Genomic DNA, 12,961 nt, shown 5'->3' on the forward strand with positions numbered 1-12,961 from the left:
TTATTATGAGTTCTTCTCCTCGAAGTCCTTCATGAATGCAACTAACTTCTCAACACCCTCGATTGGCATTGCGTTGTAGATACTTGCACGCATACCGCCGACTGTTCTGTGTCCCTTCAGGTTTACAAAGCCTGCGGCTGTTGCTTCCTTTACGAACTTGGCATCAAGCTCTTCGTTGCCTGTTACGAACGGAACGTTCATCAGGGAACGGTCTTCCTTCACAACTGTTCCGCGGAACATCTTAGAGGAATCCAGGAAATCATACAGGATAGCTGCCTTCTTTTCATTATGGATCTTCATTGCAGAAAGTCCACCCATTTCCTTTACCCACTTGAACACCAGACCACAGATGTAAATACCGTAGCATGGAGGTGTGTTATACAAGCTGTCATTATCTGCCTGTGTCTTGTACTTCAGCATGGTCGGGCAGTAAGTTGGAACGTCATCACGGATCAGATCCTCACGGATAATCACAATAACAACACCGGCCGGTCCTACGTTCTTCTGTACGCCAAAGTAAATCAGACCGTAATCAGATACATTGACTGGCTGTGACAGAATATCGGAAGACATATCAGCTACAAGGATCTTGCCCTTTGTATTCGGAAGCTTCTTGTAAGTAGTTCCGTAAATTGTATTGTTATGGCAGATATACACATAATCTGCATCCTCGGAGATCGGAAGGTCAGAGCAATCCGGAATATAGCTGAAGGTCTTGTCAGCCGATGATGCAACGACATTTACCTTTCCGTACTTCTTTGCTTCTTCGCATGCCTTCTTTGCCCACTGACCGGTAATGATATAGTCAGCAACACCGTTTTTCATCAGGTTCATCGGGATTGCAGCAAACTGCTGTGATGCACCGCCCTGCAGGAACAGCACCTTGTAATTGTCCGGAATATCCATCAGATCGCGAAGGTCTTTTTCTGCTTCTTTGATGATGTTATCGTACACTTTCGAGCGATGACTCATCTCCATTACGCTCATGCCGGAACCTTTGTAATCCAGCATCTCATCTGCTGCCTGCTTCAACACTACTTCCGGTAATACGGAAGGACCTGCTGAAAAGTTAAATACTCTTGCCATTTTTCCTCTTCCTCCTACTTATTATCTAAATCCTGCTGGTCAAAACAGGTTTCCAAAGCTGCTCCTGCAGCAACCATTGGCCATACCTTATCATCCTTACCGATGATACAATCAATCACAACCGGCTTATTTAACTCGATTGCCTGCTTCATGGCATCCTCAAACTCCTGAAGATTTGTAGCTCTGAAACCGGTCGCTCCAAGTGCATCCGCTACCTTCACGAAGTCAACCGAATCATCTAAGATTGTATTCGAATAACGCTTATCGTAGAACAATGTCTGCCACTGACGCACCATACCAAGCACATGGTTGTTGATTACAACCTGGATGATCGGCACATTATAACGGCTTGCCGTAGCGATCTCGTTCATATTCATACGGAAACATCCGTCTCCCGCAATGTTGATTGCCACACGGTCCGGACGTCCGTACTTGGCACCGATACAGGCACCAACGCCGTAGCCCATTGTTCCGAGTCCACCGGATGTAAGAAGCTGTCTTGGCTCTTTGAATTTATAATACTGGGCTGCCCACATCTGATGCTGTCCTACATCCGTTGTAATTGTTGCATTGCCCTCTGTCAGCTCATAGATCTTGTTGATAATCGCCGGTCCCGAGAATTCATTCATATCTGCATGATCCGGATACTGTTCTTTGAGTGCATCAATCTGTGCTCTCCACTCCGGTTTCTTAGACGCCTTGATTCTGGTAGAGATCATCTTCAGTATTTCTTTGGCATCACCGACAACACTTGCATCAACTTCCACATTCTTATTGATCTCTGCAGCATCAATATCAATATGTAAAATCTTTGCCTGATTTGCAAACTTATTTGCATTACCTGTTACACGGTCTGAGAATCTCGCACCAATGACAATCACAAGGTCTGCCTGATTGATACCGAAGTTTGAAACCTTGGTTCCATGCATACCGATCATTCCCGTGTAACGGTCATCCGTTCCCGGAAATGCACCCTTACCCATCAATGTATCACAGACAACTGCATCAATTTTCTCTGCAAATTTTTTCAGTTCCTTGGACGCATCTGCCGCAACAACACCACCACCGACAAGAATCATCGGCTTCTTCGAGTTCTCGATCATCTTAATCGCTGTGTCGATATCCTCTGCACGGATTGTCTTTGTCACGCGCTCGATTGGCTCCGGTGCCTTCGGCTCATAGTCTGCAACATTTGCAGTAACATCCTTTGTAATATCGACAAGAACCGGGCCCGGTCTGCCTGACTGCGCGATTTTAAATGCACGGCGGATTGTATCTGCCAGTTCATGTACATTCTTTACAATAAAGCTATGCTTCGTGATCGGCATAACTACACCTGCAATATCAATCTCCTGAAAGCTGTCCTTTCCAAGAAGAGAAACACCTACGTTTGCAGTGATTGCAACAAGTGGAATTGAATCCATATATGCGGTTGCAATACCGGTTACAAGATTTGTTGCACCCGGACCGGAAGTTGCCATACATACGCCAACCTTACCGGTAGCTCTTGCATATCCATCTGCTGCATGGCTTGCGCCCTGCTCATGGGATGTCAGGACATGGTGAATCTCATCCTGATGCTTATACAATGCATCATAGACATTCAGGATCGTTCCTCCCGGATATCCAAATACTGTGTCAACGCCCTGTTCTTTCAGACATTCAATCACTATTTCTGATCCAGTTAATTGTTTCATAAACTTCTCCTTATCTACATACAACTTGATTTATCCTTTTTCTTCCTGTCAGATAACCAATATCTGATAGGATAGCACATTGTTTTGAATTATTCAATATATTTTACTTCAACTCCAAAACTGCACCGCGGTTACCGGATGTTACCATCTTTGCATATCTTGCCAGATATCCGGTTGTTACCTTTGGTTCTCTTGGTGTCCATGCTTCTTTCCGCTTTGCAAGCTCCTCGTCGGAAACCTTCACATTGATCGTACATGCATCAATATCAATACTGATGATATCACCCTCTTCAATCAAAGCGATCGGGCCTCCAACAGCTGCCTCCGGTGAGATATGTCCGATAGAAGCACCACGGCTTGCACCTGAGAAACGGCCATCTGTAATCAGTGCTACCGAAGAGCCAAGCCCCATACCCGCAATCGCAGATGTCGGGTTCAGCATCTCACGCATACCAGGACCGCCCTTTGGTCCCTCGTAACGGATAACGACAACGTCGCCTTCCACGATCTTGCCACCCTTGATAGCCGCAATTGCATCCTCCTCACATTCAAACACACGTGCCGGTCCTTCATGCTGCAGCATCTCCGGAACAACGGCAGAACGCTTAACAACAGAACCATCCGGTGCGATATTTCCCTTCAATACGGCAAGTCCGCCGGTTGAGCTGTATGGATTTGCCATCGGACGGATAACTTCCGGATTCAGGTTCTTATGTCCCTTTACAGCCTCTCCGATTGTCTTGCCGGTTACTGTCATACAATCCTCATTGATCAGACCTGCCTCACAGAGCTGGTTGATAACGGCATATACACCGCCGGCCTCGTTCAAGTCCTCCATATATGTCGGACCTGCCGGTGCTAAGTGGCAGAGATTCGGTGTCTTCGCACTGATTTCATTTGCCATGGAAATATCAAAGTCAAATCCGATCTCATGTGCGATTGCCGGGATATGAAGCATGGAGTTAGTAGAGCATCCAAGTGCCATATCCACTGTCAATGCGTTCATGATAGCATCCTTCGTAATAATATCTCTTGGGCAGATATTCTTCTTGTACATCTCCATAACAGCATAACCGGCACGCTTTGCAAGCTTCAGTCTCTCAGAATATACTGCCGGGATTGTACCATTTCCAGGAAGTCCCATACCAAGTGCCTCTGTCAGACAGTTCATAGAGTTTGCAGTATACATGCCGGAGCATGATCCACAAGTTGGACATGCATGGCACTCGAAATCATTGACATCCTCTTCTGTCATCTTGCCTGCTGCATAAGAACCAACTGCCTCGAACATAGATGAAAGGCTTGTCTTATGTCCCTTTACATGACCGGCAAGCATCGGACCACCGGATACGAATACGGTTGGTACGTTGACTCTGGCTGCTGCCATCAGAAGTCCCGGTACGTTCTTATCGCAGTTCGGGATCATAACAAGTGCATCAAACTGATGTGCAGTTGCCATACACTCGGTTGAATCTGCGATCAGGTCTCTTGTTACAAGGGAATACTTCATTCCGATATGTCCCATGGCAATACCGTCGCAGACAGCGATTGCCGGAAACATCACAGGTGTTCCGCCTGCTTCAGCCACGCCAAGCTTCACGGCCTGTGCGATCTTATCCAGGTTCATATGTCCAGGTACGATCTCGTTGTAGGAACAAACGATACCGACCAATGGTTTCTTCATTTCTTCTTCTGTCATTCCAAGGGCGTTGAACAGGCTTCTGTGTGGTGCCTGCTGCATGCCTACTTTAACATTATCACTCTTCATTTTTGTCTTCCTTTCTCTTCAATTTGTTCAGACAATTTCGAGATTTGCATACCTGCAACATATATTTCGATTCCATTCATCTTATATACAATGTATTGAAACTAAGAAGTGCTAGATGTTCTGATCTACATTGTTTCATAATACGCAACCGCCGTCAATTCGCCATCCATGGCTCAGTGACGGCTTGTTTGAACATCGTGTTCAAACATTGCTTCTTTTACTACAGAACATCAAGAACTTCTAAGTTCCAAACATATCGTATATATCCATGAATGAAATTCAAAATATATGTTTTACATCCATCTCACTACCTCGAAATTGTCTGGCAAAGTATTATCTCTTAATTAACTACTAATTCTTCCTTAACCACTTAGATTCTTTCTACAATCTTGTCGCCCATCTCGTTACAGCCGACAAGGGTTGTGCCTTCGGACACGATATCGCATGTACGGAAGCCATCTACCAGTACCTGCTTGACTGCGTTCTCGATCGCATCTGCCTCTTTGTCGAGGTCGAATGTGTAACGGAGCATCATCGCTGCGGAAAGAATCGTCGCGATCGGGTTTGCCTTATCCTGTCCGGCAATATCCGGAGCTGAACCGCCACTTGGCTCGTACATACCGAATTTTGTTTCGTTCAAGGATGCAGATGCCAGCATACCGATGGAACCTGTGATCATAGATGCCTCATCGGATAAGATGTCACCAAACATATTCTCTGTTAATACAACATCGAACTGTGCCGGATCTTTGACAAGCTGCATTGCACAGTTATCAACAAGCATATGCTCATATGTTACTTCCGGATAATCCTTTGCAACCTCTTCCACGATCTTTCTCCAGAGTCTGGAAGAATCAAGCACATTTGCCTTATCAACACTTGTTACCTTCTTGCGGCGCTTCATCGCGATATCAAAGCCCTTGATTGCGATACGACGGATCTCATTTTCGTTGTAAGTCAGTGTATCAACGGCTGTCATTACGCCATCGACTTCTTTTGTCTCTCTTGCACCGAAGTAAAGACCACCGGTCAGCTCACGCATGATCATCATATCGAAACCACGGTCTGCAATCTCTTCCTTTAAAGGACATGCACCCTTTAACTGCTCATAAAGATTGGCTGGTCTTAAGTTTGCAAAAAGTCCCAACTCCTTACGGATCTTCAGAAGTCCGGCTTCCGGTCTCTTCTCTGGTGGAAGCTTGTACCAAGGTGATGTGCTTGTGTTACCGCCGATGGAACCAAGCAATACTGCATCGCTTGCCTTTGCTCTTGCGACTGCTTCGTCAGTAAGTGGAACGCCACATGCGTCGATCGAGCATCCGCCCATCAGAAGCTGCTCATAATTAAATGTATGTCCAAACTTTTCTCCGACTGCATCTAACACCTTCATTGCCTGTGTGACAACCTCCGGTCCGATACCGTCACCCTTGATTACTGCAATATTACAATTCATGATTCATCCTCCAAATAATAATTTATCCTGTCTGTTTCTTACCGGTCGAACAAATGCTTTCTCTTCTTAAAGTATACAATGTTACAGATCAGCATCACGATAGAAACAGCCATTGTTCCATAGGTGGAGCTTGCGATATACTCTGTAAGACCATCCACGATGCTTGTAACACTCGCAATATATGCGATTGATATAATCAAACCTGCTACCTGCATGCCAATATACATTGCAGGACCGCACTTCTTGAAATCCGCAAGCATAAATCGTGTGACAAGTGCGAAAATGGCAATCGCGATGTAGCATATACCAATAATCGTATCCACACCCTTCAAGCCAGAAAAATAACTATATACCCGATCAGTGTTCTCACCATAAATTCTGCCTGTAAGAAGCTGGAATCCATTCCACAATCCAACAAGAGCGGAAACAAACAGCTGGAAATAAATTACGAAATGAAACCATTTCATTCCAAGCTCTTTCTGTGGCTGCTGCGGTGTCTGAATGTACATGTCCTGCTGGTTGTACATGTTCTGCTGTGGTGCCTGATTGTACATACCCTGCTGGTTATACATGTTCTGCTGTGGTGCCTGATTGTACATTCCCTGCTGGTTGTACATGTTCTGCTGTGGTGTCTGATTGTTTGCCTGTGCGCCTGCACCGGTATAAGCTCCACAGACTGGACAGGTCAACTGTCCGTCCGAAATCTGATTGCCACAATTATTACAAACTCCCATATATTTTATCCTCCCAGATGAAATTAGTTTTCTTTTGCATTGATATAGTTGATCAAACCGCCCTCTTTGATGATTTTCTGCATGAATGGAGGGAATGCCTGTCCCTTGAACTCGGTTCCTTTTGTCTTGTTGTAGATCATACCACTGTCAAAATCAACCTCTACCATATCGCCTGCCTCGATTCCCTTGGCAGCTTCCGGACACTCGATAATTGGAAGTCCGATGTTAATTGCGTTACGATAGAAAATTCTTGCAAATGTCTCAGCGATTACGCAGCTGATACCAGATGCCTTGATTGCAATTGGTGCATGCTCTCTCGATGAGCCGCATCCAAAGTTCTTATTTGCAACCATGATATCGCCCGGCTTCACACGCTTTACGAAGTCCTTGTCAATATCCTCCATACAGTTCTTTGCAAGCTCCGCAGGATCTGAGGAATTCAGATATCTTGCAGGAATGATTACATCTGTATCTACATTGTCACCATATTTATGTACTGTTCCGTATGCTTTCATTTTTGTTCCTCCTTATGCCAATTCTGCCGGGCTGCTGATCTTACCTGTAATCGCGGAAGCTGCTGCAACTGCAGGGCTTGCCAGATATACCTCTGAATCTACGTGTCCCATACGTCCAACGAAGTTACGGTTGGTTGTGGATACAGCTCTCTCGCCAGCTGCCATAACACCCATATGTCCGCCCAGACATGGTCCACAGGTTGGAGTTGATACGATCGCACCTGCCTCGATAAATGCCTTTGTCAGACCTTCCTCGAGCATCTGTAAATAAACCTCCTGTGTGCCAGGGATCACGATGACACGCACACCCTTTGCCACATGTCTGCCCTTGATGATATCGGCTGCAATACGCATATCAGAGATTCTTCCGTTTGTGCAGGAACCGATGACTACCTGATTGATCTTGATATCGCCAACTTCGTCGATGGTCTTTGTATTCTCTGGAAGATGTGGGAATGCAACGGTTGGCTTCAAGGTTGAAAGATCAATCGTATATTCCTCATCATAGACTGCATCAGCGTCTGCCTCGTACTTTGTATATGCCTTTGTCGAATGCTCCTTCATGTAAGCTTCTGTCTGCTCATCCACTGGGAAGATACCATTCTTTGCACCTGCCTCGATTGCCATGTTCGCAATTGTGAAACGGTCGTCCATTGTCAGGTTCTTGATACCCTCACCAACAAACTCCATAGACTTATAGAGTGCACCATCTACACCGATCATACCAATGATATGAAGGATTACATCCTTACCACTGATATATGGTGCTTTCTCGCCTACGATATTAAACTTGATTGCAGATGGCACCTTGAACCATGCCTTACCTGTCACCATACCGGCTGCCATATCTGTACTTCCGACACCTGTGGAGAATGCACCAAGGGCACCGTAAGTACATGTATGTGAATCGGCTCCGATACATGTCTCGCCTGCAACGATCAGTCCTTTTTCCGGAAGAAGTGCATGCTCGATTCCCATCTCTCCGACATCAAAGAAGTTCACGATCTCATTCTCGCCTGAAAACTCACGTACACATTTGCAATGCTCTGCACTCTTAATATCTTTATTCGGTGTAAAGTGATCCATAACAAGTGCAATCTTGCTCTTATCAAACACTTCCTTCTTATTAAACTTTTCCATCTCGTGAATGGCAACTGGTGTTGTGACATCGTTACCAAGCACTAAATCCAAACCTGCCTCAATCAACTGTCCTGCTTCCACACTTGCAAGACCTGCATGTTTCGCAAGTATTTTCTGCGTCATGGTCATACCCATAATCATTTCCTCCTGATTCTGCTTATAATAGTAGAATCATACCATATTTCTTTCTATAATTACAATATATAATATGAATATTATTTATAACTTGTAGTTATGGTTTGGATATGATATATTTAATCAAACTACTATTTATAGGATAATAAGAATATAATTTTGAAACGCGAATTGCTATATAAGGAAACGAGGGGATATTATGTTTGATAATCTGAATTATTACAGAGTTTTTTATACGGTTGCCAATACCGGAAATATCAGCAAAGCCGCCGATATGCTGTTTATCAGCCAGCCTGCGATCTCAAAGGCGATCTCCAAGCTTGAAGACGGACTGCATGTGAAGCTCTTTCTGCGCTCTTCCAAGGGTGTGACGCTGACTGATGAGGGACAGGTTCTATACAACCATATCGAGAAAGCATTCTCAAATATCTCACAAGGCGAGGATGAAATCCGGCATATCCACGAGCTTGGTATCGGACAATTAAAGATCGGTGTCAGCACCTCGCTTTGCAAGCACATCTTACTGGACAAGCTGCAGACCTTCATCTTGGAAAATCCACACATCAAGGTTATCATCGACTGTCATTCCACAGTAAACACCCTGAAGCTTCTAAATGACGGACGTATTGATATCGGACTAATCTGCAAGACGGATATTCCTGCCGGTTTTGAATATCAGGATGTCAGCACGATTCATGACATCTTCGTCGTAAATGAAACGTATCTCTCCAACCTGCACCTGCGGGAACAGGAAGAGTTTGCACAGGAACCGACAAACCCGTGGCTCTTCGCCGGAAATCTGACCGGTATTATGGGAAATCTGGATGAGGACGTTCCCGATTTATCTCCGATAGCTCCTGTGTCTGCGGCAGATAAATCGGGGTTTGCCATGAAAGATATTTTGGAGAAATCCAATCTCATGTTGCTGGAGAAGAATAATATCACCCGTACACATATCGATGATTATCTGGAGTCCGAAGGCATCCATCCACAGCAGATCCTCGAAGTAAATAATATGGATCTACTCATTGATTTTGCAGCTATCGGTATGGGTGTTGCCAGTGTCGTACGGGAGTTTGCGACGGACTATCTGGCTTCCGGGCAGATCTTAGAGCTTCCGATCTCCCACCCGGTTGCGGAGCGTACTGTCGGGTTCGTGTACCCGAAGAGCCGGGAGAAGTCAGAGGTGTTAAGGAAGTTTCTGGGGATGTGGGGATAAACTGAGCAGCGCTACTTGTGATTACCTGAGCAATCAGCCGCAAGATGCAAATATAATAACCTAAGCACGCAGCCACAAGTCGCTTCGCGACTTGCCGGCTGTAGTGCTACGCACAGAATAATAAGCTGAGCAACGCTACTTGTAATTACCTGAGCAATCAGCCGCAAGATGCTTCGCATCTTGCCGGCTATGGTGCTTCGCACCATAGAAACAGAAAAAGACAGCCATGTGTGGTTTTCTGCGAGCAGAACCACGCATGGCTGTCTTTTTCTATTTCTGCGTTGCTCAGGTTATTACATCATTCCCATGCCGCCGCCCATGCCACCTGCTGGCATAGCTGGAGCATCTTCCTTGATGTCTGCAACAACAGACTCTGTTGTAAGGAATGTAGAAGCAACAGATGTTGCGTTCTGCAATGCTGTTCTTGTTACCTTTACAGGATCGATAATACCTGCTTCGATCATATTTACATACTCTTCCTTGTAAGCATCAAATCCAACACCAACCTCAGACTCTTTGATCTTGTTGATGATAACTGCGCCTTCAAGACCTGCATTGGCTGCGATATGAGCAAGTGGAGCTGTCAATGCCTTTGCAATGATTGTTGCACCAGTCTTCTCGTCACCTTCCAATGTATCGATCAGAGCATTCAGCTTCTTAGAAGCATGGATATATGCAGATCCACCACCTGCGATGATACCCTCTTCTACGGCTGCTCTTGTAGCGTTCAAAGCATCTTCCAGACGAAGCTTTGCTTCCTTCATCTCTGTCTCAGTTGCAGCACCAACACGGATAACTGCGACACCACCAGCAAGCTTTGCCAGTCTCTCCTGCAGTTTCTCCTTATCGAACTCAGATGTTGTCTCAGCAAGCTGTGCCTTAATCACATTAACTCTTGCCTCGATATCTGCCTTTGCACCACAACCATCAACGATAACTGTATTCTCCTTGGCAACCTTGACGCTCTTTGCACGTCCAAGCTGATCCAGAGTTGTCTCCTTCAAATCATAGCCAAGCTCCTCAGAGATCACTGTACCACCTGTCAGGATTGCGATATCCTGCAGCATCTCTTTTCTTCTGTCACCATAGCCAGGTGCCTTTACACCTACGACTGAGAATGTACCACGCAGCTTATTTACGATCAATGTTGTAAGAGCCTCGCCCTCGATATCCTCAGCGATGATCAAAAGCTTCTGTCCACCCTGTACGATCTGCTCCAGAAGTGGAAGAATATCCTGAATGTTTGAAATCTTCTTATCTGTGATCAGGATATATGGGTTATCCAGCTCTGCAACCATCTTCTCCATATCCGTTGCCATGTAAGCACTTACATAACCACGGTCAAACTGCATACCTTCTACTAAGTCAAGCTCAGTCTTCATTGTCTTAGACTCTTCGATTGTGATAACGCCGTCCTTGGAAACCTTCTCCATTGCATCTGCAACGAGTTCGCCGACACCATCATCACCAGCAGAGATCGAAGCTACTCTTGCGATCTGCTCCTTACCATTGATAGACTCGCTCATCTCTGAGATTGCATCAACGGCTGCATCACAAGCCTTCTTCATACCTTTACGAAGTACGATTGGGTTTGCTCCTGCTGCTAAGTTCTTCATACCTTCGTTGATCATTGCCTGCGCCAGAACGGTTGCTGTTGTTGTACCATCACCGGCAACATCATTTGTCTTGGTTGCAACTTCCTTTACGATCTGTGCACCCATATCCTCAAATGGATCTTCCAGAGAAATCTCCTTTGCAATTGTCACACCATCATTTGTGATGAGTGGTGAACCAAATGACTTTGCAAGAACTACATTTCTTCCTTTTGGTCCAAGTGTTACGCTAACTGTATCTGCAAGCTGGTTTACGCCTGCTTCCAAAGCCTTTCTGGCTTCTGCTCCATACTTAATTTCCTTTGCCATTGTATTACGCCTCCTAGTTTTTTTCGCATCTTCTAATGATAACGGCAATACTTTCTTTGTACCCATACTGCCTTACCTGCTACTGAACGATTGCAAGAATATCTGCCTGCTTTACAATGATGTACTCATCATCTCCAAGCTTTACTTCTGTTCCTGCATATCTTGAATAGATTACTTTATCGCCAGCCTTGACTTCCATTGGAACCTTCTCGCCATCTACGACAGCGCCAGGGCCAACTTCAACGACCTCTGCATACTGTGGTTTTTCCTGTGACTGTGTTGGAAGAACGATACCTGATTTTGTCGTCTCTTCTGCAACGGACTGCTTTAATACAACTCTGTCTCCTAACGGTGTTAACTTCATAATATACCCGACCTCCTAATTTTTACTTTTAGCACTCATATTGATTGAGTGCTAACATAATTCTTATTGTACTCATTTTTCTGAAAAAATCAACCCCTAATTTGTAAATTTAACCAAATGGACACAATTTGCCGGACAGCCTGTATATAATGTATGATTCCTATCCTGTTTTTATGCTATTCCGTTAGGATTCTATGATCGTATGGTTCGTCTTGATGATGCCCCGTGGCAGCGAATCCTTCGCATTCTTCCACGGCTCGTCCTTAAACCGGTAATCAAACTTATCAATAAACCAGCCGATATCACCATTTACACGCTCCATACCCGCAAAATATGTCTTGTTCAAAATCTCCTGAAACTCCGCATAGGCATCCTTCGGAAGCTTCACACTGCCCTCATCATACAGGATTCCATAATGATAGGTACAAAAGCCCTTGCAGTTTGCAAACTTCTTACGGAACTCCGGCTCCTTCTTCCACAGATGAAAGATCGTATCAATATACCGCATGGACGTCTCTTTCATCCGGTTACAGATGAAACACGAATCCTCCAGCCGTTTGATATAATCACTGACCGAAGAGCTTGCCTGCTTCTTAAAAAGTCCTCCCGATACAACTGGTTTCCCTGTACTGAGCGCTTTCAGATCCCGGATTGTCTTATCCGTATGTGTCTTTAACATCAAGGCAAGCCCCAGCCGGTTCTTCTCTGCATAAAGCATCCGTACATGGTGCGCACAAAAGCCCTGCTCGTCTGTCATCGCACGGTTATCATCCTCCATATAGCTTGGTCCCATCGTGTAATCGATTGCATTCCGCTCCAATTGCCGGTTCATCTCGCAGATTGGACATTCACAGTCCGTCGTAAATGCGTCATTCACCGGAATCGTATACAACTGTTCTTCCATTTTTTGTTCCTCCCTTTTCTTGTA

General features: G+C 45.1%; 11 protein-coding genes. 1 reads left to right on the forward strand and 10 read right to left on the reverse strand.

All coding sequences use genetic code 11. The annotated features are described in order from the left end of the window. Positions 1–3: 3 nt before the first annotated feature. The 7 genes from serC to leuC all read right to left on the reverse strand — a co-directional run bounded on the left by serC (position 4) and on the right by leuC (position 8,528). Complete coding sequence (gene serC, locus AAAT93_RS06965; protein ID WP_117780700.1) at positions 4–1,086, reverse strand: 3-phosphoserine/phosphohydroxythreonine transaminase; 1,083 nt, start codon at positions 1,084–1,086, stop codon at positions 4–6. A gap of 14 nt (positions 1,087–1,100) precedes the next feature. Continuing rightward, positions 1,101–2,783: a biosynthetic-type acetolactate synthase large subunit gene (gene ilvB, locus AAAT93_RS06970; protein ID WP_117780701.1), complete on the reverse strand. Its 1,683-nt coding sequence runs from the start codon at positions 2,781–2,783 to the stop codon at positions 1,101–1,103. 103 nt (positions 2,784–2,886) lie between these two features. Then, a complete protein-coding gene (gene ilvD / locus AAAT93_RS06975; RefSeq protein ID WP_117780702.1) occupies positions 2,887–4,551 on the reverse strand; it encodes a dihydroxy-acid dehydratase in 1,665 nt (554 codons plus the stop codon). Positions 4,552–4,921: 370 nt separating this feature from the next. Then, positions 4,922–6,004: a 3-isopropylmalate dehydrogenase gene (leuB, locus tag AAAT93_RS06980; protein WP_021984312.1), complete on the reverse strand. Its 1,083-nt coding sequence runs from the start codon at positions 6,002–6,004 to the stop codon at positions 4,922–4,924. A gap of 38 nt (positions 6,005–6,042) precedes the next feature. Beyond that, positions 6,043–6,738 (reverse strand): zinc-ribbon domain-containing protein, encoded by a 696-nt coding sequence (locus AAAT93_RS06985; RefSeq protein ID WP_118734047.1) that lies wholly within the window; start codon positions 6,736–6,738, stop codon positions 6,043–6,045. 23 nt (positions 6,739–6,761) lie between these two features. Then, on the reverse strand, positions 6,762–7,253 hold the full coding sequence (gene leuD, locus AAAT93_RS06990; protein WP_021984310.1) for a 3-isopropylmalate dehydratase small subunit: 492 nt from the start codon (positions 7,251–7,253) through the stop codon (positions 6,762–6,764). Between the two features lie 12 nt (positions 7,254–7,265). Further along, positions 7,266–8,528 carry a 3-isopropylmalate dehydratase large subunit gene (leuC, locus tag AAAT93_RS06995; protein ID WP_227572869.1) on the reverse strand — a complete coding sequence of 421 codons (1,263 nt, stop codon included), beginning with the start codon at positions 8,526–8,528 and terminating at the stop codon, positions 7,266–7,268. 199 nt (positions 8,529–8,727) lie between these two features. Here leuC and AAAT93_RS07000 point away from each other — a divergent pair, with 199 nt between their 5' ends. Beyond that, a complete protein-coding gene (locus AAAT93_RS07000; protein WP_227572870.1) occupies positions 8,728–9,747 on the forward strand; it encodes a LysR family transcriptional regulator in 1,020 nt (339 codons plus the stop codon). Between the two features lie 293 nt (positions 9,748–10,040). Here AAAT93_RS07000 and groL read toward each other — a convergent pair whose 3' ends face one another. The 3 genes from groL to AAAT93_RS07015 all read right to left on the reverse strand — a co-directional run bounded on the left by groL (position 10,041) and on the right by AAAT93_RS07015 (position 12,937). After that, entirely contained in the window at positions 10,041–11,669 is a 1,629-nt protein-coding gene (groL, locus tag AAAT93_RS07005; protein WP_021984307.1) for a chaperonin GroEL, read from the reverse strand. Positions 11,670–11,748: 79 nt separating this feature from the next. Continuing rightward, positions 11,749–12,033: a co-chaperone GroES gene (locus AAAT93_RS07010; protein WP_021984306.1), complete on the reverse strand. Its 285-nt coding sequence runs from the start codon at positions 12,031–12,033 to the stop codon at positions 11,749–11,751. A gap of 184 nt (positions 12,034–12,217) precedes the next feature. Then, positions 12,218–12,937, reverse strand: a complete 720-nt coding sequence (locus tag AAAT93_RS07015) for a DUF6062 family protein (protein WP_118373651.1) — start codon at positions 12,935–12,937, stop codon at positions 12,218–12,220. Between the last annotated feature and the right edge of the window lie 24 nt (positions 12,938–12,961).

This window comes from Coprococcus hominis (ex Arizal et al. 2022), from assembly GCF_040094675.1.
Taxonomy (GTDB): Bacteria; Bacillota; Clostridia; order Lachnospirales; family Lachnospiraceae; genus Coprococcus_C; species Coprococcus_C hominis.

Bases quoted from the DNA above. Each gene is read 5' to 3' on its own strand.
- serC (WP_117780700.1), bottom strand. From the start codon at position 1,086: ATGGCAAGAGTATTTAACTTTTCAGCAGGTCCTTCCGTATTACCGGAA.
- ilvB (WP_117780701.1), bottom strand. From the start codon at position 2,783: ATGAAACAATTAACTGGATCAGAAATAGTGATTGAATGTCTGAAAGAA.
- ilvD (WP_117780702.1), bottom strand. From the start codon at position 4,551: ATGAAGAGTGATAATGTTAAAGTAGGCATGCAGCAGGCACCACACAGA.
- leuB (WP_021984312.1), bottom strand. From the start codon at position 6,004: ATGAATTGTAATATTGCAGTAATCAAGGGTGACGGTATCGGACCGGAG.
- AAAT93_RS06985 (WP_118734047.1), bottom strand. From the start codon at position 6,738: ATGGGAGTTTGTAATAATTGTGGCAATCAGATTTCGGACGGACAGTTG.
- leuD (WP_021984310.1), bottom strand. From the start codon at position 7,253: ATGAAAGCATACGGAACAGTACATAAATATGGTGACAATGTAGATACA.
- leuC (WP_227572869.1), bottom strand. From the start codon at position 8,528: ATGGGTATGACCATGACGCAGAAAATACTTGCGAAACATGCAGGTCTT.
- AAAT93_RS07000 (WP_227572870.1), top strand. From the start codon at position 8,728: ATGTTTGATAATCTGAATTATTACAGAGTTTTTTATACGGTTGCCAAT.
- groL (WP_021984307.1), bottom strand. From the start codon at position 11,669: ATGGCAAAGGAAATTAAGTATGGAGCAGAAGCCAGAAAGGCTTTGGAA.
- AAAT93_RS07010 (WP_021984306.1), bottom strand. From the start codon at position 12,033: ATGAAGTTAACACCGTTAGGAGACAGAGTTGTATTAAAGCAGTCCGTT.
- AAAT93_RS07015 (WP_118373651.1), bottom strand. From the start codon at position 12,937: ATGGAAGAACAGTTGTATACGATTCCGGTGAATGACGCATTTACGACG.